Annotated in this window: 14 protein-coding genes; 8 read left to right on the top strand and 6 right to left on the bottom strand. The window is 69.3% G+C overall.

Annotated features, from left to right (window positions below; all coding sequences use genetic code 11):
- Window positions 1–48: 48 nt before the first annotated feature.
- From ACQPYE_RS27770 to ACQPYE_RS27735, 8 genes are all read left to right on the top strand, one after another.
- Complete coding sequence (locus tag ACQPYE_RS27770; protein WP_498715537.1) at window positions 49–798, top strand: hypothetical protein; 750 nt, start codon at window positions 49–51, stop codon at window positions 796–798.
- 1,573 nt (window positions 799–2,371) lie between these two features.
- On the top strand, window positions 2,372–3,076 hold the full coding sequence (locus ACQPYE_RS27765) for a DUF169 domain-containing protein (protein WP_498715535.1): 705 nt from the start codon (window positions 2,372–2,374) through the stop codon (window positions 3,074–3,076).
- A 156-nt stretch (window positions 3,077–3,232) separates the two neighbouring features.
- Complete coding sequence (locus ACQPYE_RS27760) at window positions 3,233–3,673, top strand: ArsR/SmtB family transcription factor (RefSeq protein ID WP_498715532.1); 441 nt, start codon at window positions 3,233–3,235, stop codon at window positions 3,671–3,673.
- A complete protein-coding gene (locus ACQPYE_RS27755) occupies window positions 3,673–3,882 on the top strand; it encodes a hypothetical protein (RefSeq protein ID WP_498715530.1) in 210 nt (69 codons plus the stop codon). Before ACQPYE_RS27760 ends, ACQPYE_RS27755 begins: the two co-directional genes overlap by 1 nt.
- Window positions 3,882–6,128, top strand: a complete 2,247-nt coding sequence (locus tag ACQPYE_RS27750) for a peptidase domain-containing ABC transporter (protein WP_498715529.1) — start codon at window positions 3,882–3,884, stop codon at window positions 6,126–6,128. The genes ACQPYE_RS27755 and ACQPYE_RS27750 overlap by 1 nt, the downstream gene beginning before the upstream one ends.
- 518 nt (window positions 6,129–6,646) lie before the next feature.
- The gene (locus tag ACQPYE_RS27745; RefSeq protein WP_498715527.1) at window positions 6,647–6,799 is read left to right on the top strand and encodes a hypothetical protein; all 153 of its coding nucleotides are present in this window, start codon (window positions 6,647–6,649) and stop codon (window positions 6,797–6,799) included.
- Window positions 6,800–7,440: 641 nt separating this feature from the next.
- On the top strand, window positions 7,441–7,827 hold the full coding sequence (locus ACQPYE_RS27740; protein WP_498715526.1) for a hypothetical protein: 387 nt from the start codon (window positions 7,441–7,443) through the stop codon (window positions 7,825–7,827).
- Between the two features lie 283 nt (window positions 7,828–8,110).
- Complete coding sequence (locus ACQPYE_RS27735; RefSeq protein WP_498715525.1) at window positions 8,111–8,959, top strand: DUF4082 domain-containing protein; 849 nt, start codon at window positions 8,111–8,113, stop codon at window positions 8,957–8,959.
- Window positions 8,960–9,023: 64 nt separating this feature from the next.
- Here the strand turns inward: ACQPYE_RS27735 and ACQPYE_RS27730 are convergent, their stop codons facing one another.
- The 6 genes from ACQPYE_RS27730 to ACQPYE_RS27705 form a co-directional block, all read right to left on the bottom strand.
- Window positions 9,024–9,518: a hypothetical protein gene (locus ACQPYE_RS27730; protein ID WP_498715524.1), complete on the bottom strand. Its 495-nt coding sequence runs from the start codon at window positions 9,516–9,518 to the stop codon at window positions 9,024–9,026.
- A gap of 346 nt (window positions 9,519–9,864) precedes the next feature.
- The gene (locus ACQPYE_RS27725) at window positions 9,865–12,558 is read right to left on the bottom strand and encodes an RICIN domain-containing protein (protein ID WP_498715523.1); all 2,694 of its coding nucleotides are present in this window, start codon (window positions 12,556–12,558) and stop codon (window positions 9,865–9,867) included.
- Between the two features lie 358 nt (window positions 12,559–12,916).
- On the bottom strand, window positions 12,917–13,255 hold the full coding sequence (locus ACQPYE_RS27720) for a transposase (protein ID WP_498715521.1): 339 nt from the start codon (window positions 13,253–13,255) through the stop codon (window positions 12,917–12,919).
- A gap of 682 nt (window positions 13,256–13,937) precedes the next feature.
- Window positions 13,938–14,933 carry a C40 family peptidase gene (locus ACQPYE_RS27715; RefSeq protein ID WP_498715520.1) on the bottom strand — a complete coding sequence of 332 codons (996 nt, stop codon included), beginning with the start codon at window positions 14,931–14,933 and terminating at the stop codon, window positions 13,938–13,940.
- Window positions 14,934–14,936: 3 nt separating this feature from the next.
- Window positions 14,937–16,007 (bottom strand): replication-relaxation family protein, encoded by a 1,071-nt coding sequence (locus ACQPYE_RS27710; RefSeq protein WP_498715519.1) that lies wholly within the window; start codon window positions 16,005–16,007, stop codon window positions 14,937–14,939.
- 89 nt (window positions 16,008–16,096) lie between these two features.
- A complete protein-coding gene (locus ACQPYE_RS27705) occupies window positions 16,097–18,694 on the bottom strand; it encodes a type IV secretory system conjugative DNA transfer family protein (protein ID WP_498715516.1) in 2,598 nt (865 codons plus the stop codon).
- Window positions 18,695–18,724 lie beyond the last annotated feature (30 nt).

Here is an 18,724-nt window from a genome sequence, read left to right as displayed (position 1 = left end):
CACGGACACCGCGGCCACTGATCACGGAACCGAAGGAACGCCGAGCGAATGTCGACCAGCGAACCGCGCCGACGGGCACAGACCCCACCCGACGACCCGTCGGGCACAGGCCCGTCAACGCCGAAACAACTTCAGCACGACGAGTCGCCGACGAACGATGGAAACACACAACCGAACATCGGTGTTCCCATCCCTCTCGGACGCCGCCTCATACACGCTGATGCCGCCGGAAATCCGGGCGACACCAGCGATGGCCGTGGACTCCGGCCAGTACCCGGCACGACAGGGGCGACCATCCCGCCAGGGCTCGCCGAACGAGCGGTTCACGTCGCACGCGCCTACCGCGCCGTCGATCCCAACGGATTCGACCACCGCCACGACGACCCGGTCCGATGGGGGCGGTGGGCCCGCCGCGCCCGTGTCGCCCGCACCATCGCCGCCGCACTCCAGATCCCCGCCGACCAGGTGACCGTCACCGACGACACCTACCGCGAACACCGCACACGGGACGGGCACGTACCCGGCGACCTGATCATCGTCGCCGACCCCGCGACCGAACAGACGTGGCGGTTCATCACCGACCCCGCCGCCTACGGCAACGGCTGGTTCCTGATCACCCCGTGTCCCGAATGCGGCATCGACGTACCCGCCACACCCGTCGCCACCCTCGCCGACCTCGGCGAACACCTCGACCCCGACACCGGCATCCACCCCTGCGACCGGTTCCGCCACGACCCGGCCCACCTACCCGACTGCACCCTCGGCCCCCACACGACCCGACCCGACACCACCCGCTGACCACCCGGACACCAGTCGCCGTTCCCCGGGCGGTCCCACGACGCGCCACCGGAACCCTCCGGACCATGGAAGGACCGTGCGATGCCCACCGACCGCCCCGTCGACGACCACGCCGTACTCGGCCTGCGCGCCGCATTCGGCCCCGGCCACACCCTCGAAATGAAACCGCAAGTACAGGGAGCTTCCGGCAACATGCCCAGACCGGCGACAGAACCTGTCCGGTCATCCCGGTGATCACGGCCAGATCCCGCAAGGCGAAGTTCCGACTGGACGGGTCGGTGGTGTAGCGGGCGGCGATCACGACCGTTATGTAGACAGTCAAGCTGTCGCAGGCCATCGGATGTCGCAGTTCCCCGCACTGTCATCTGCCGAAGGCGTGATGCGGACCTACAGGCGCGGGCCGATGATGTTCGCGCTCGGTCACCGCCAGGCTGTGGAGCGAGGAGGGACCGCCTGGCAGGGAGCCACGCCGTGACTCCGGTCTACCAGAGTGTAGGAATCGCTACGGCGACAACGCTCGTGCGAGCAGATTCCTGGTCACTGAGGATCCGCGCGACCACATGGATCGGAGGTGGCCCGATGACTGTGCGGCCCGAGCCGGACAGCACCTCGGCGACGAAATGCTGGTGCTGCGGAGACGGATTCCCGGAATCGGAACTGGTCCGGCTCGGGGAGCATCCCGAGGTGGGTGTGTGTCTGCGTTGCGCCCGGTGGTTGCAGCGGCGTGCCGTGCGGCGACGTGATGAACTGCGACCTTCGGCGGCCGGGAGGCTGCGGAGTGGCGTCCGCGTCGTCCGCGAGGCGGTGATCCGACGAGGATGGCACGAGCGTGGTGCGCTGGGGGTGTTCCTGCGTTGGCTCGACCGGTACCTGCCGTAGCCGCCCAGGGCGCGAAGGGCAGATCGGGCGTGGCCGCGGTGCTGGCGAAGTTCTTCCGCGCGCTCGGTGATCCGGCCCGGCTGCGGCTGCTGGAGTTCCTGACGGCCAGAATGGTCGGTCGGCGAGTGCGTCCGGCACATCGGCCTTGCCCAGGGTCGGGTCGCGACCCATTCTGGCGCATCTGGCCGACTGCGGCTACGTCAAGGTCCGCCGGGACAGTCGCTTCTCCTGCTACCGGGTCGCCGATTCACGGGTGGTGGACCTGGTACGTCTCGCTCGCGCGCTGGCCGCTGACAACGCCGCCGAGCTGGTCGCGTGCGGCCGCATCGACTCTAGTCCGGGCCCTCCCGGCGCCGGTCGGGCTTGAGTCGGGGCCTGTCGTCGTCACCCTGATGCCGTAGCCGCCGTTGCGGAGTTCGCACGCTGTGTGACCGGAATGTGTATTCGTCAGGCCGGAAATCGTACCCGTCTGCGGGGTTCGTGGTTGATTGAATCTGGTTCAGACTGCGGGTATTGGGATGCTCCGTTAGGCGCATCACGGGTGGATTATTGGGGGATGCCTTAGGTCTGTCGGTCGATCCTGCGTTGATCACCGTGCGCGGACAGTGGTACGCGCCATCGAAATATGAGCTTTATACGCCTTGTCTCGACGTGCTTGATGCGTTGTGGCATGGAATGAGAAGAGGACGAAGTGATGAGTCATCCCGAGCTGGCTACCGCCTTGACCGATCTGCTGTCGCTGGACCTGCCGCCGGTGGCGCTGTCGAAGGTGGACGCGCGTCCGGAGGGGGTCGTCGACACCGGTCGGCCGGTGCCGTCCAGTTGCGCGTTGTGGCGGGTGGCGGAGAAGGGAGTGTTCTACGCCGAGGCCGCGGAGCACTTCAACTGTCCGGTGGGGTCCATGGTGATGGGCTTCGAGATGCCGGAAGAGGTCAACGCGGAGCTGGGCGGGCTGGTGCAGTCGATGTGCGACGCCCAGTACCTGGAAATGTCGGAGGTGGCGAAGATCCCGTCGGTGAGCAAGGCGGGCGTGGGCGTGGTCTACGGGCCGCTGGCGGACCTGCCCGTCGAGCCGGACGTGGTGCTGCTGTGGCTGACCCCGGCCCAGGCGATGATCTACAACGAGGCGGCGGGTACGGCGAATTGGACCGCCGACGCGGGGCAGGTGACCGGGCGTCCGGCGTGCTCAGCGCTGGCGCTGGCGATGGACACCGGGCAGCCGCGCATGGCGCTGGGCTGCATCGGCATGCGCACGTTCACCGGCATCGCGGCCGACCGGATGCTGGCCGTGCTGCCGGGAGCCAAGGTCGGCGAGTTCGTCGAGGCGCTGAAGGTCACCGTGCAGGCCAACGCCGGCATGAAGGAGTTCTACGAGAGCAAGCTGGCCCAGTTCGCGTGACGGGCTGACGCCGCGCGGTCCCCTGACACCTGACTCTTGACCAGTCGGCAGTGCCGGGGGATTGCGCGGTCCGCCACTCCGGGCCTACTCTCGGTCACATCGACAAAGTTCGATCCCTTGAGGATCGACAGTATTCGATGTGAGGGGTGGACGGTCGTGACGACGCCTGGGCGACTCATCGAGTTGGAGGTCGTCGCGACGCGATCGCCGGACGCGCCGCATTGCAGCGTTCCGCTGACCACGCCGCGGCTGTCCCAGGACCAGGCCCACGATCTGTCGGTGGTGTTCAAGGCCTTGGCGCACCCGACCCGGGTGCAGTTGATGAACCTGTTGGTGTCCAGCGCGTTCGCGGCCTGCGTCTACGACATCCAGGTCGCCATGGGCATGCCGCAGTCCACGATCAGCCACCACCTCAAGCAACTCGTCGGCGCGGGTCTGCTGCGCCGCCAACAGCGGGGTAGTTGGGCCTACTACTCGGTGGACCGCGACGCGATGCGCCGGTTGGGCACCGTGATCGACCTCGGCGACGCGCCGCCACAGCCCTTGTCGCCACAGGCGCAGGCCGATCCGCCGGTCGAACCGGTCAGGGACCTGTGATGCCGTCGTCCATGCGATCGGCCGCGTCACCCTACGCCGCAGACGGGCTCCTGTTCGGCGACGACGCCGCGCGGTGGCCAGCCGGCCGTACTGAGGAACTGCTTCCCGCCCCGGCGCGTCCCGCCGCCGTGCGCCGGACGTGGCTCGTCCTCGCGGCGGTGCTGCTGGCCCTGGCCGGCGTCGCCGTGGCCATCGGGACGGTCCTGTGATGCCCGTCCTCGCCCGACCCGGGCGGCGCAGGGTGCCGGTGGTGTTGCAGGCCAGCCGCGCCGAGTGCGGTGTCGCGTGCCTGACCATGGTGCTCAACCACCACGGCCAGATGATCTCACCGCAAGAGGTGCGGCGGTTGTGCCCGGTCGGCCGTGACGGGATCAGCGCCGGCGTGATGATCCGCGCCGCCAGACAGCTGGGCATGCGGGCCGGCGGCTACCCGGCGGTCCCTGCCGTGTTCGAGCAGGTGCCGCTGCCGGTGATCGCGCACTGGGAGGACGACCACTTCGTCGTCGTGGAACGGATCACCGATCGCGGCGTCGACCTGGTGGACCCCAGGCTCGGACGGCGGCGGCTGTTGCCCTCGGAGTTCTCCGCCGGACTGGGCAAGGTCGTGCTCAGCATCCGGCCCGACGAGGGCGCGAAGCCCGGCGGTCGGCGCCCCGAACCCTTCTGGCGCCGCTACCTGCGATCGTTGCTCGCCCTGCCCGGCACACGTGGCCTGCTGGCGCAGGTGCTGCTGGTGAGCCTGGTCGCGCAGGCGCTCGTGGTCGCGATGCCGCTGGCCACCAAGCTCGTGATCGACGAGACGTCCGCGCTGCGTGGCTCGTCGCTGATGACCCTGCTCGGCGTGGGCGTGCTGGTCGTGGCGGTCGCGCAACTGGTCACCGGCCTGTTGCGGGCGGCGTTGCTGATCGGGTTGCAGGGCAGGCTCGACACCCACGCCCTACTGGGGTTCAGCGCACACCTGCTGCGGCTGCCCCTGCGGTTCTTCGAGCAACGCAGCACCGGCGACCTGGTGACCCGGTTCAGCAGCATCGCCATGCTGCGCGAGCTGATGACCGGCCAGACCCTGGGCTCGCTGTTGGACGCCGTGCTGGTGCTGACCTACCTCGGCGTGCTGTTCTTCGTCGACCTGACCGTCGCGCTCGCGGTCCTGGCCGTGGCCGTCGCCGTGGTGGTACTGCTGTGGAGCACGACCCGCTTGGTGCGCGAACGCATGGCACTGGACCTGGCCACGCAGTCCGAAGCCCAGGGCTACCTGGTGGAGATGCTCGAAGGCATGACCACCGTCAAGGCCGCCGCGGCCGAGGACCGCGCCATGAGCAGGCTGGCGAGGCTGGTGTCCACCTGGACCTCGGTCACCCTGCGCCGCGGCCACCTCGCCTCCACCATCGACGCGGTCACCTCGACGCTGCGCTTCGTGACACCGCTGCTGGTGCTGTGGCTGTGCCTGCCCCGGGTGCTCGACGGCACCCTGTCACCCGGCACCATGCTCGCCGTCACCTGGCTGGCCGCCGCGATCCTCACCCCGCTGGCCTCGGTCACGGTCAACGGCCAACGCCTGCAACTGGCCGGCGCGCAGCTGCAACGCCTCGCCGACGTGCTCGACACCGCAACGGAACCACGTCCCGAGCCCTCCGACGACACGGCGCCGCGGCTGCGGGGGGCGATCGAGCTCGACCGGGTCGGCTTCGGCCACGACCCCTACAGCCCCGCTGTCCTGCACGACGTCACCATCGCCGTCCGCCCCGGTCAACGCGTGGCCGTGGTCGGCTCCACCGGATCGGGCAAGACCACGCTCGGCATGCTCCTGCTCGGCCTGTACAGCCCTACGGCGGGAACGATTCGTTTCGACGGCCACGACGCGGGCACGCTCGACCCGCGCGCGTTGCGCGGCCAGATCGGCGTGGTGTTGCAAGAGCCGTTCGTGTTCAGCGGCACCATCCGCGACAACATCACCCTGCACGACCCGGCGATCACCGACGAGGAGATCGCGCGTGCCGCGCGCCTGGCCGGGCTGCACGACGAGATCAACGGCATGCCCCAGGGCTACGCCACCCGCCTGGCCCAACGCGGCACAGGGCTGTCCGGCGGCCAACGCCAACGGCTCGCCCTGGCTCGTGCCCTCGTGCGTCGCCCCGCCGTGCTGCTGCTGGACGAGGCCACCAGCCACCTCGACGCCGTCACCGAGGCCCAGGTCCACCGCAACCTCGCCGACCAGCGGTGCACCCAGATCGTCATCGCCCACCGGCTCAGCACCGTCCGCGACGCCGACCGGATCCTCGTCCTGCACGACGGCCGCCTGGTTGAAACCGGCACCCACGACGAGCTGCTCACCCACGACGGGCACTACACCGCCCTGGTCACCGCACAACTCGACCAACCCGCCACCGCACCGCAGGTGCCCACACCAGCCACCTCCGCGACAGCGGAGACCACCCACGGCAACGGAAGGAGGTGAACCCAGCATGGAGGAGATCCTGGAGCTGACCGACACCGAGCTCGACTCGGTCGTCGGCGGCCAGGGCGACGTCAGCACATGCGCCGCCACTCCGGACGGCGTCTGCGTGTGCAGCGCCACCGTGTAACCCCGACCAACCACTGCAGGTGGTCGAGGTATGACCGGTGGTGAGCGGGCCAGCTTGACCCTGGCCCGCTCACCACCGGCCCGGACAAGGCCGACCACGTCGGCCCACCGCCCATCCTTCCAGCCACGCACGCCGAAGGCAGCCACCCGACAGACACAGCTTCGCGATGAGCCGTCAACGGACATCGACCACGGCCCGAACTGGACCGCCGCACCGCTCCGGCACGGATTGGTTCTGTCGGTGTCAGGATCGGTCGGGCAACGCGATGACGGCGTGGTCGGTGTCGTCCAGTCGGAGGTGCAGTCATCGGACCTGTTCTTCCAATTCGGAATTCCGCAGGGCGAGGATCTGGATCAGGGTTGGCATAGACCCTGACCGTTTCCTTCATTTCATGGACCGTGACGACCTGTTGACCGGCGGTCTGTTTGCGCTGCCGTTTGAGGATGGTGACCTCGTCGCGCAGTGCGACGAGTTCCGGTTGACACGTGTCGCGATTCTCTTGGGCTGCCGCAACGGCGTCTTCGAACTTTGGGGCGCGCGGTAGAACGAGTCGCGGCACCCACCGGCTTCCCGACACAGGTTGACCACAGTCAGTTCGCCGTCGGCGGCGGTGGGTTGGCCCGCGAGCAGCCAGGTCAGCACCTGGTGCAGACGGGCCTGGGTGGCGGCGCGGGTCACGGTTGAGCCTGCTTGCCGTCGAGGTCACCGATGAGACGGCCGAGTTCGGTGATGTAGCCGGTGAGTGCGATGTGCTGAAGCTTCGGGACCGGGCCGGCTTGGTGGTGGACTTCTTGCGCAGCTGCACCGTGATCGGGTGCAGCTCGCGCCGGTGGTCCTTCGGTTCGTCCAGCGTGAGCAGGGTGCAGGTGTAGCGGTGCAGGGGTGCGGCGTCGCTGAGGTAGTCGCCCGCCAGCACCTCGGCCAACCCGAGCCAGTGGTGCACCCGCGGCGGCAACACGATCTCCTTGGCCTTGGTCCTGTGCCACTGGGCGAAGTGCCTGACCAGCCACTCCCAGCGGTCGGCCTTGCCGTCACGCCAGAGCTGGTTGTTCTCCTTCGTGCGCTTGCGCTCGCCGGTCTCGAAGGCGCTGTCGGGCTCCGGCCGCGCCGCGGGTGCGAAGCGCAGCACGTGTCCGTGGCGGTGTGGTCGGTGCAGACGTAGTGGACGTCCGGTTCCTCCCGGTCGTGGGCGTGGTCGATGTAGGCGGCGTGGCCGGGGCAGCCGGCGTGCGCGTCGGCGGTGAGCGTGTGCCCGGCTTGTTCGTCGGGGAGCAGGCCGTCCAGTTCGGCCACGTCGTCGGCTTCGGGGTCGATGATCGGCATACCGGCGGCGCACAACCGGGTCTCGGCCTCGGCGATCTTCACCGAAGCGATCGTGTGGTGACCGTGCTGCATGGACTGCACGCAGAAGTGAATGACTTCGACCTGCATGTCGCGGTCGACCCAGACGTCGACCGCACGTCCGGGGCAATCAGCGTGTTCGGCCACGAAGATGGTGTGGCCCAGCTCGGTGAACCGCATCACCTCCTCAAGGAGCTTGGCGCTGGACTCGCTCACGCCGCAGCTGCCTGAGTGTTCCTGCGCGCGATCCGCGACGGGCACTTCCGGAAGGTGCTCGGTTGCAGCGTCGCATCACGGCGTCCACGAACGGAGCCGAACCCGGAACTGGTCCCGACCGATCACTCGCACCGGGGCGTTTCGGCGCAACGGCGCCGGCTCAACGGCGCAACCGGTTGGTCGGGTTCGGGTTAGGTGTTGGGCCGAAGGGCTTGTCCGGCGCCGGTTCCGGTAGCGGGACGGGTGTGGTGCGCGATCCCACCCCTGGGCGCGACGGACGCGCCACGGGAGGGACATCGTGTTCCGTTCACGAGCACTGCTCGCCGTTGTGGCCGCGATCGCGTTGACGGCCACCGCCGCACCGGCCGTCGCGGCGCCGACGCCGACCGCCGATCCGGTGGCGGTCATCCGGACTCCGACGCCCAACCTGCTCGTCGTGTCCGGCACGACGGTGATGGTGACCGGTACGTCCTCGGCCGAGCCGGGTGTGCGGGTGGAGGTGTCCACCGACGGCGGTGTCGGGTGGGTGACCGCTTCGGGGACACCGGACGGGTGGTTCCACGACTTCACACCCACGACCACCGGTTCGCACTCGGTGTTGGCCCGCGCGGTCGTGGACGACGTGGTCGGGCCGGCTTCGTCGGTGGTGGTGCGGGTCGGTGGGTCGACGCTCCCCGCGCCGCAGATCACCTGCGAATGCGTGTTCGACATGGTCGACAAGCCGATGGCGGCCCACTCCGACGACCAACCGGTGGAGCTGGGCCTGAGCACGATGGTCGACCGCGACGGCTACCTCACCGGTGCGGCGATCCGCCGGGGCGCGTACACCGGTGAGCTGGTCGTACGCGTCTACAACCCGTCCGGCACCCGGATCGTGCAGGTCACGGCACCCCCGGGCACGGGCGTCCAGCAAGTGCGCTTCGCCTCGCCCCTGCCGGTGCTGCGCTGGCAGCAGCTCATGATCACCTACTACACGCCGGCCGGTGGCTACGCCGCGTCTCCCGACTACTTCACCGGGCTGCTGGTCCAATCACCGTTCCGGGCCACCCGCAGCTACTACCGCTACGGGACGGGCGGCGGATACCCGACGGAGACCTACCGGGGCGCGAACTACTGGATCATGCCCACGTTCAGCCTCACGCGGTGAGCGAGCCCACCGGCTCTCCACACCCTCGCGGCGCCGCGAGGGTGTGAACCGCCGGATGGACCGATCAGACCAGATGGGGTCGTAGTGCTTCGGCGATCCGGGCAGCCGGTACCCACCGGTCCGGGTCGGCGTCCACCGTGACCTCGGCCAGCGGTTCACCGGTCAGGTCGACGTCCTCGGTCAGTGGCCACACCCGCAGCGTGCCGTGGCCGGGCCGCAAGGGGACCAGTCGATCCCCGGCGCGCACCGCGATGACCTGCACCGGGCCGCGCCCGTCGGCGGCGAGTTCGTCGGCGGCGCGCGGATCGGCTCGCACCTGGTCCACCACGGCGTCCACCCCGGACGCGGCCAGGTGCGCGACGACCGCCTCGCACAGCGCCGCCGAGGCGCTGATCAGCCGGGCCCGCCGCAGGATCGGCGCCAGCAGCTCGCTCGGCGCGATCTCCAGGCGACGGCCGTGCTGGTCCTGGCCGGTCGCGGCGACCGGATCCAATGACGCCCAGCGGGCACGCGCGTCGACCTCCGACGCGACCGGGTCAGCAACCGTCCTGGACGACATGAGCACTCCTCGGCTATGTGGGCCGGGTGATCCTACGTGCCGGTCGCGGGTGACCGGGATCGTCGTCGCAGTCGGCGCCGACTCCACGGTCACGCGTTCCCACCCGGCCTCGTCCGTCCGGAGCCGCCACCGCCCGCGACCGGAACACCTCACGCTCTGCGGGTGACAACCGATGCGCCTCCTCGTGGTCTGCCGGTCCGTACCGATGGGAGCGGGGGCAGGTGTTCGGTGGTGGTTGCTTGCCGATGTTCGGAGTTGACATCTCGCTGCTACCCCTGGCCGCAGGGCCGGGCGGTCAGGGGTAGCGGTCGCTGCCGAGGCGGCAGGCGAGAACCGGGTCGTCCGGTCAGGCCCGGATCAGTTGCCACTGCTGGTTGGTCCCGCCGTTGGCGGCCCACTGCACGACCTGTGCCCCGTCGCTGGTCGCGGCGCCGGAGACGTCCGCCACCAGTCCGCTGTCGTGGCTGGTGATGGTGTGGTAGCCGTTGCCGGTGGACCGCAGGTACCACATCTGGTTGGTGCCGCCGTTGGCCGTCCACTGCTGTAGTTGCAGTCCGGCGGTGCTGCTGCCGCCGTTGACGTCGAGCATCTTTCCGCTCGGGATGTACCGGAGGGTGTAGGAGCCGTCGGAGGTCGTGGCGACGGTCCAGGTGCCGGTGCCGCTCTGCTGGACCACCTTGGCGCCGTCCGCGGTGGAGTTGCCCGCGACGGCGAGCGGCTTGCCGCTGTTGCGGTTGACGATGCGGTAGGTGCCCGGTGCGGGTCCGTCTCCGCCGCTTCCGAGGTTGAAGTACTCCACCGCGTCGGTGAAGACGGACCTGCCGGACTTCGTGGTCGACAGCTGCAGGTACACGCGGTTGCCGGTGGCCGGGGTGGTGAAGGACACCGGCTGGGTGACCCGCGAGCCGAGCGGGACGGTCAGGGTCGTGCTCCCGGACGCGACGACCGCGCCGTCCGGCGCGTCGAGCCGCGCCGTCCAGGTGAAGCCCACCGAAGTGTCGGCGAAGTCGTCGTTGAAGACGGTGATGTTGCGGGTGACCGCGGCGTTCCGGGCGTAGTTGGGCACGGCCTGCGGCAGGGGGAAGGTGCCGTTGGAGTCCGAGACGCCGGAGGCCGACCAGTAGGGGAGGTCGACCGCGGCCACCGGGTTGAACGCCGCCTGCACGCGCTGGAACTGCGGGTTGCTCCAGGGGTCCGGTAGGTTGTCCGCGCCGTAGACGGGGCGACCGCCCTCCTCCGGGACGAAGTCGCCGGTGCGCACTCCGGGCACGACGCTGGCCCAGGCGGACAGCAGCGTGTACGGACGCAGGTCGGTGGCGCCCTTGCCGCGCTTGGCCAGGGTTGCCGTGGCGAACCACTCGAAGCCCTGCTTGGTGTTGCATGCCGGCCAGATGTACTCGCCCTCGCCGTCGGGCCGCCCATTCACGGTGATCAGGCCCTCCCCGTACTTGCCGAAGCCGTCGACGTAGTGCGGGATCACCGCGAAGTTGGCGTACGTCATCCCGGGATACAGGCTGACATTGTTGCCGACGCCCACCTCTACAATGATCGGCCGGGTTCCGTCGGCGCCGTTCATCGCCGCGTACAAGTCCTTCTCGAACTGTTCGGAATCCTGGCCGCTCTGGTTCGGCTCGTTGTTCTGACTCCAACGGATGATCGCGGGGTGGTTGCGGTCGCGCAGGACCAGCGCACGGGCGTGGTTGATCATGTTGTTGCGCCCGACGGTCTCCCTCCACTCCTGCGAGGATTGGGAGCCGCGAATCGCGACCTCGCCGATGATCATCAGGCCCATCTCGTCGGCGACATCCAACATGTACGGGCTCGCGGGCTCCTGGTGGATGCGCACCACGTTGAAGTTCAGCCGCTGGTAGTTGTCCACCGCCTGCGGCCAGCCGCCGTTGCCGGGCGACGGGGGCAGGAAGCCGGGCAGGGTGTGGTACGCGTCGCCCTTGCCGCCGTTGTTGACCCGGTCGTAGTCGGCTCCCTGGAGGTTGTCGCCGCGGAAGTTCACGCGCACGCCGTTGAGGTAGTAGTAGTCACCGTTCTGGGTGGCCTCCCGGAACCCGAACCGGTACGTGGCGTCGCTGGTGCGCCCGTCATCGGCGACGGCGTGCACCGTCAGCCGGTGCAGTTGCGCCCGGTACCCCGACCGGTACGGCACGTTGGGCCACCAGTACGAGGTGCTGTCGAGGTTCCACGCGACCGGCCCGACGGTCACGGTCATGGTCGAGTTGGCCGGCACGGTGACCGTGCGGCTGGGGAGTTCCGGGTAGCTGAAAGCCGTTCCGTTGGCGGACGACAGCGACCCGGTCAGCGTCACCGATCGGGAACTGCCCGACGTGTTGCGCACCGACACGTCGTAGCTCAACGTCTTGTTCGCCACCGACGTGCGCACGAATGTGTCGCTGACGTACACCGCCGGGTACACCTGCAGGAACGCGGACCCGAAGATCCCCTGCGGGATCGCCTCGGACCACGTGGCGGCGTCGGGCACCAGGTACCGGCCGTTGGACGCCTTCAACGCGCCGCGACCCTTCACGGCGACGCTGATCGTGTGGGTGCTGCCGGGGGCCGCGTAGGCGGTGATGTCGAAGTTCGACGGCGTGAACGACGTGGTCTGCGTCGCCACCACCCGGCCGTCGACCGACAGCGTCGCCTGGTGGTTGACCGCCCCGAACTCGATCCACGTCGACTGCGGCTGGCCCGAGTCGGGCACCGTGATGGTGCGCGAGTACACCGCCTCGTTCACGTCGGTGAAGCCCTGCTTGTACCAGCCGCCGCCGGGCACGGTGATCGAGGTCGCCCCCCGACCCGCCGGCGTGAAACCCCACGTCCCGGCCAGGTCGACCGAGGCGATCGCGGTGGCGCCGGCAGCCGCGGCCGCGGGGGCGGACTGTGTTGCGACGGCCGGCTGTGTTGCGGCGGAGGGTTGTCCTGCGGCGACGGGTTGCACCGTGCCGATGGTCGCGAGGAGTGTGGCGCCGGCCAGCGCTGCGCGGGCCAAGCGCTGGGACAGCGTGCGAGGGCTGTTCCGACGCATCAAAAAACCCCTTTCGCGGGTGTCACGTCTACGGGGATACACCGATCATCGGACCCATCGTCATTACCGCCGGGCCGCCGAAATGGAGAGGACCACTATGGACTCGTCTACCGGCTCCATGCCCGTGGAACAAGGCATCGGTCGGTAAGCAATCGTGGTTCCAGTCGGACGTGATCTGCCGACTGCCTATCGGAACCAACGCGCCGACGGACAGAACGGCGAGCACGCGCGACAACCTTGGCACGGTAACCCCTCAGGAGCTGGGAGCGTTCCCAGGTACAGACTGTAACGGAGCCCTCACGAGTTGAAAAGCGGCCGACCGTTGCGATCCGTGCTAATTATTTGAGCAGTACCCGTGCTAATTATTGAGCAGGAAGTATTGAGCTTCCTGCACGATGGCATGGCAGGCGTGCGGGGCCTGGAAGCAGCTGCGGACGAGGTGCGGTTGGCGTTCGCGGCGGTGCAGGAAGCGTCGGGTCTCGTGGGCGAGGCGGTCGACGTTGTGGGCGCGGGAGACGTCGACGTTGCCTTTGAGGTCGGCGTTGGGCAACTCGTCCGGGTTGAGCGCGCGGCTGTAGCCGGGCGTCAGGTAAAGCTCGACCCGGTCGGCGTCGGCATCGAGCCACACCCGGACGGCCTTGCTGCGATGGACCGGGTGCCGGTCGGCGACGACGTTGACCTTCCGGCCCGCTTTCAAGGTCTGTATCCGAAGAAACCGCTGCCATGCACCGCTTGGTCCAGGCGGTCAGCCGTACCCCCGACCCGACCGACCGGCACCGACAGTCCATCGACATCGCCGCCGCCCGCGACACAGCCGCGTCCACCTCGGCAAGCGCCCTCGTCGAACTTCACCTGTCCAATCCCACCGGCCGGCCCACTTGCCAGATGATCCTGCCCCACTCGCGACCTTGCTGGCCGGGCACCACATCCGCCACCGACACCGCTCAAGCCGTCCGGCTCCTGGGCGGATCTGGGTCTGTACCTCAAACCATGGTGATCTCGGTGCCGTCATCGCCTACTGTGCCGCTGCCAGTCTCAAACGCCTCAACGATCCTGACCACCTGGACACGCTGACCTCACGAAACAACCTGGCCGGCGCCTGCGGATCGGTGGGTGATCTGGGCAGGGCGATATCTTTCGTCGAGGGCGGGCCCTGAATTCCGACCATCCGCTTACACTGGCCTTGCGGAACAACCTGGCTTGCGCCTGCCGGGCGGCAGGCGACCACGGCAGGGCGATCCCGTTGTTCAAAGCCACCTCGATAAATGCGAGCGCGCGCTAGGCCCTGATTGCCTCACAACAAAGCGATCCATGCGAACGTTGGGATTGTGAAATCAATGTGAGGCGCTCGTCCGGTGCTTGCCCTTCATGCGGAGTATTCATCTTGCTGCGGACGCTGTGGCGGCGCTGGAAGCTGCTGGGCGGGTCGCTCCTGCGTAATCGTCGCCGTCGTACCGGTAGTTGTCGATCTGGACCGGTTGGCCGAAGGTCGGGGCGTTGATCATGAGCCCGGCGCCGATGTAGAGACCGACGTGGTGGATGCTGTCGGGTGCGCCGTAGAAGACGAGATCGCCGGGCAGTAGCGGCTGTCCGGCCGGGACGCGTGGGCCTGCGTCGTACTGGGCTTGTGCGGTGCGGGGGAGGGTGAGGCCGGCGGCGGCGTAGGCGGCTTTGGTCAGGCCGGAGCAGTCGAAGCCTTCGTGGCCGCCGTCGGGGCCGTTGCCGCCCCATACGTAGGGCAGGCCGCGCATGCCGCAGGCGTAGTTGATCGCCGTGAGGGTGGTGGTGTTGGGGGCGTGGATGGCGTTGCAGTCGCCGTTGCCGACGCCGGCCGCTGCGGCGGCGGCGTACTTGGCGGCTTGGTCGAGGACCATGTCGACGTACCAGTCGGCGTGGTTGTAGGCGAAGATCGCTGCGCGCAGGTCGCCTCGGCGGACTCCTTCGTCGCACAGCAGGAAGGCTGCGGCGTGGATGGCGTCGTGCGGGTTGTACCGGGAGGGCGGGGTGGCGCCGCCTGGCGGGATCGGGTGTGCGGTGATGACGCCGTCGAAGGTGGGTGCGAGGAACTGCATCGGCCCGCCGGCTCCGGCGTGATTCTCACCCTCGTGCACGCCGGGTGCCTGTAGTCGACCGTGGTCGGTTTCGACCTTGCCGATGGCGGCGAGGATCGTCCAGTCGAGGTCGGGGCAGTGCGGGGCGGCGGTGACGTAGAGCAGGCAGTACTCGGGCGGGATGTCGGCGATCGGTTTGGCGCAGTCCACGGTGCTGGACGAGCTGCCGAACAGCGCACCGAACACGGTGCCCATGGCGTGGCCGAGTAGGACGACGACGAGCAGCAGCGTCGCGGCGATCCCGACCGGGAGCTTGGCGGACAAGGTTCACCGCCTCCCTGGTTGGTCCGCTCCGCGCGCCGTCACCGCAGGTGGCATGGGCGAGGGTGGCGGGGTTGCCGGTTGTGGTGAGTCCGACCCGATCACCGTCTCGTCGGTGGTGATCGGGGGTGGGAGGTGTGGCCAGGCGTCGGGCAGTTGGGCCAGTGCTCGTCGTGGTGGCCGGCTGGTCGGGGTGTCGAGTGGGAGCCAGATCTGGTCGGCGGGACTGGGGTGGGTGGTGTCGGGGTTGAGCAGTTCGGCTGCGGCGGTGGCGACCGGTACCGAGCGGGGGTTCTCCAGTTCGTGCCAGGCTCGTGCGAGTAGTCGGCGGGCGGTGGCTTCGCGATGTGAGGTGGGCAGCCACACCAGCAGTGGCGTGGTGATGCCGGTGGCTTGGGCGAGGTCGGCGTAGCCGGTGAGCTTGGCAGCGAGTTTGGTCAGGGCCTCGGTGCCGAAGTCGTATTCGAGGAACCATTCGATCTGTCGGTCGCCGTGGTGGTCGTGGTGGTGCCAGCGGCCGTAGCCGTCGGGTTTGACCAGGTCGCCGAAGTGGCGTGCGCAGCGGGTCTCCGACCACCACGCCGTCAGCGCTGCCTGTTCGCCGGGTTTGGGGTGGCGGGCGCGGTCGACCAGGGCGGTGAACCAGTCGTTGACCCCGATGATGTGGGCCAGGCGCAGGCTGTGGGCGATGCCGAAGGTCCGGTCGTGTCGGTAGCCCATCTCTTTGACGTCGAGGCCGTCCTCGGCGGCGAGCACGGTCGCGCCGGCCGGTGCCAGCACGTAGTGCATGGGGGCGGTGCCGAGGGTGACGAACGGTTGGAAGCGGTCGACCACGCCCCAGGTGTAGAGCTCACGCAGCCGTTGGCGTCCGGACCGCGGTGACGGGAAGGCCAGGGCGGTGATCTGGTGGGCGGTGAGGACCCGGTGTTCCCAGAGCATCCGGGTGATCCACTTGTCGCGCGGTGTGAGCCGCCAGGCCAGTACGGCTTGGTGCTCGGCGGTGTTGGCCGCGCGCGGGGTCGGTCGGGTGGGCTTGTGGCCGCGCAGGGCACGTTGCCTGGTCGGGTTGGTGATCACGGTGTACTCCTTCTGGTGAGCAGGGCGAAGTAGCCCTCGGTTCGGGTGTTCGCCGGGGCACGGTGGCGAAGGGCTGGAGCGGGTCGGGATCAGCCGTTGCGGCGGGGGTCGGCGCTCCGTTCCACCGGTCGGGAAGGACTCGACGGTCCGGTGCCGGTGGCGGCCTCGGTCACATCAGTCCGTGCTGTCCGGCGCGCGACGGCGCGGATCTCGCGGGCCCGGCCGGGGACGGAGGGCGGGAGGGGTTGGGTGAGGATGGTGAACGGTTGGGCTTGTTCACCGCCGAGGACGAGGCGGGCGGCGACGTGGTAGGCGCCGAGGTGGGCGAGGTCGTGCTCGGAGAGTCGTGGTGTGGTGTGGCGGGACAGTTCGCGGGCGTCCTCGGGGGAGGCGTTGAAGAAGATCTTGCTGCGGGCGTTGGTGGACAGGCCTTCCTTGAGCTCGCGGGGGAGTTGGCCGAGGTGTTGGTGGGCGAGGGTCATGGCGACGCGGAAGCCGCGGGCTTCGGCGAGCATGTCCTCGATCGGGTAGGGCAGGTTGAGGAAGTTGTGGCACTCGTCGATCACCAGGCTCGCGTCGCGCCGTTGGCGTTCCGGGGTACGGGCCCGGCCGGTGGTGGCCTGCCAGGTGCGGGCGACCACCAGTGATCCGACCAGTCGGGTGGTCTCCTCGCCGAGTGAGCCTTTGGGAATGCGCACCAGGCAGATCCCGCCGTCCAGGATGCTGCTCATGTCCACTGTGGAGGGGCCGCCTGCGACGGCGTCGCGCACGAACGGGCGGAGCAGGAACGCGCGGAGCTTGTTCATCAACGGCGCGATGGCCTGGGAACGGGACGAGTCGGTGAGGTCCTCGTACCAGGACCAGAATCCGCGCAGCACCGGGTCGGTGACGCCGGCGGTGACGCGGTTGCGGAAGGCGGTGTCCGTGAGCAGCTTGGGCAGGTCGGCCAAGGTGGCGACGCCGTCCTGGGTGCGCAGGGTGAGGCACGCGGCGCGCATGACGTCATCGGTGCGCGGTCCCCAGAACGCCGCGTAGACCCGCCGGAACACCGAGACGAGGTTGTCCACGGTCAGATCGGTCTCACCGCCGTCAAGCGGGTTGAGGCACGGTGGTCGGGACTTGCTGTCGGCGTCGAAGATGACCACACGGTCGGCGGCCGAGCGGGGCAGGCGGGACAGGACGTCGGTGACGAGGTCGCCTTTGGGGTCGATCAGGACGATGCCGCGACCGGCTTCGGCGTCGGCCAGGATCATGTTGCCCAGCAGGGTGGATTTGCCGGAGCCGGTGGCGCCGATGACGTGCAGGTGGTGGCGTGCGTCGATGACGCGCAGCGCGACGGGGCGTTGGTGGCCGGTGTCGGTGATCCCGAGCGGTTTGGCGTCGGGGCCGGGGGTGGCGATGCCGGGTGGCGGCGAGATGGCGCGGGCTCCGGCGCGTTGGATGCCGGGGATGGCCTCGTCGGTGGGCAGGTGCGCGATCGCCGCCAGCTCGGGCACCGACAACAGGTCCCCGTGCCCGAAGCGACGGGAGTCGATGACCCGGCCGGGGTGGCGCAGGTGACGACGTCGGTAGTGGTTGTGCTCGGTGTAGGAGGCGAACGAAGCGGCAAGGGCGTGCGCGCGACCGCGGGCCACATCGCGGGCTTGACGGACCGCGTCCTCGCCGGCGTCGGAAGGTAGGAGGGTGGCGACGGCGTAGCGCACGACGGTCTCGAACTGGCTGCCTCGTTGCTTGGTCACGATGGCGCGGTTCTGCGCCGCGTACTCCAGCGACGTCTGCGGATCGGTGTGCGGCGCTCCGGTCGTCGCCCGTGACGACGGTGAACGTCGCGACTGAATGCCCGTGCCGGGCGTGACGGCGTCGAGCAGGCGGCCGACCAGACGGGTCGAGCCGCCGGTGTGGACCCGGCGGGCGGCGTGGCGTGCGCGTTGCACCCGGCGACCGGTCACCGGGCGGGCCAGCACCTGCACGCAGGCGTACTCATCACGGGAAAGCCCGACCGGCGCACCGATCAAGGCGCGAAGGGGATCGGCGTCGAAATCACCGCGAATCGGCAACGCCTCCGGGCGCGCCAGCCGCAGCTCGCCGCCGACCACCAGCCGTTGCTGTCCCTCACTCGGTGAGGGGAGGGGTGGTTCGGCCGGGCCGACGCGGGTGTGCGCGCCGGGCCAAGCGGCCTCGACGGCACGCTCGACGAGGCCCGGTGGGATGACGCCGGGCACCCACAGCCGGATCGCGACACCGGCCTCGGAGAACACGTACTCGCACGCCACGTGCGGCTGGCCGGTGAACGCCCGCCGCCAGCCCGGCCGCAACAAGCCGACCAGATTGGACCACAGCGCTGCCCCGCCGGCGGCATCCACGGTGGGTGGGACGAGCACGGTGACCTGACGGGCGTCGACCAGCAGCAGTTCGTGGCAACGGCGCCTCCACCGCCACCTGCCGACCACGATCGCGATGGCGGGCACGGCCAAGACCGGTGCCGCGATCGGACCCCACTCCAGTACGAGGTCACGCAGCCGGCCCAGCAACGTCAGCAGGGCACCGCCGGGGTCACGCAGGTAGTCCTCCAGCCACCCGGCCGCCGCAACAGTCGACGGTCGGAGAGCCTCGATGCCGGTGGCGGGGAGAGATTGTGGTGGCCGGTCATAGGCAGCCGAGACCCAGGCGGATGTTCGAGTCGACATGAGGGAGCCCTTCGAACGGCGCGTGAGAAC

It is taken from the genome of Actinosynnema sp. CA-299493, from assembly GCF_050946825.1.
In the GTDB taxonomy this organism is placed as follows: Bacteria; Actinomycetota; Actinomycetes; order Mycobacteriales; family Pseudonocardiaceae; genus Actinosynnema.
Note: the sequence above shows the minus strand (reverse complement) of the source record. Positions and strands in the feature narration are given on the sequence as shown.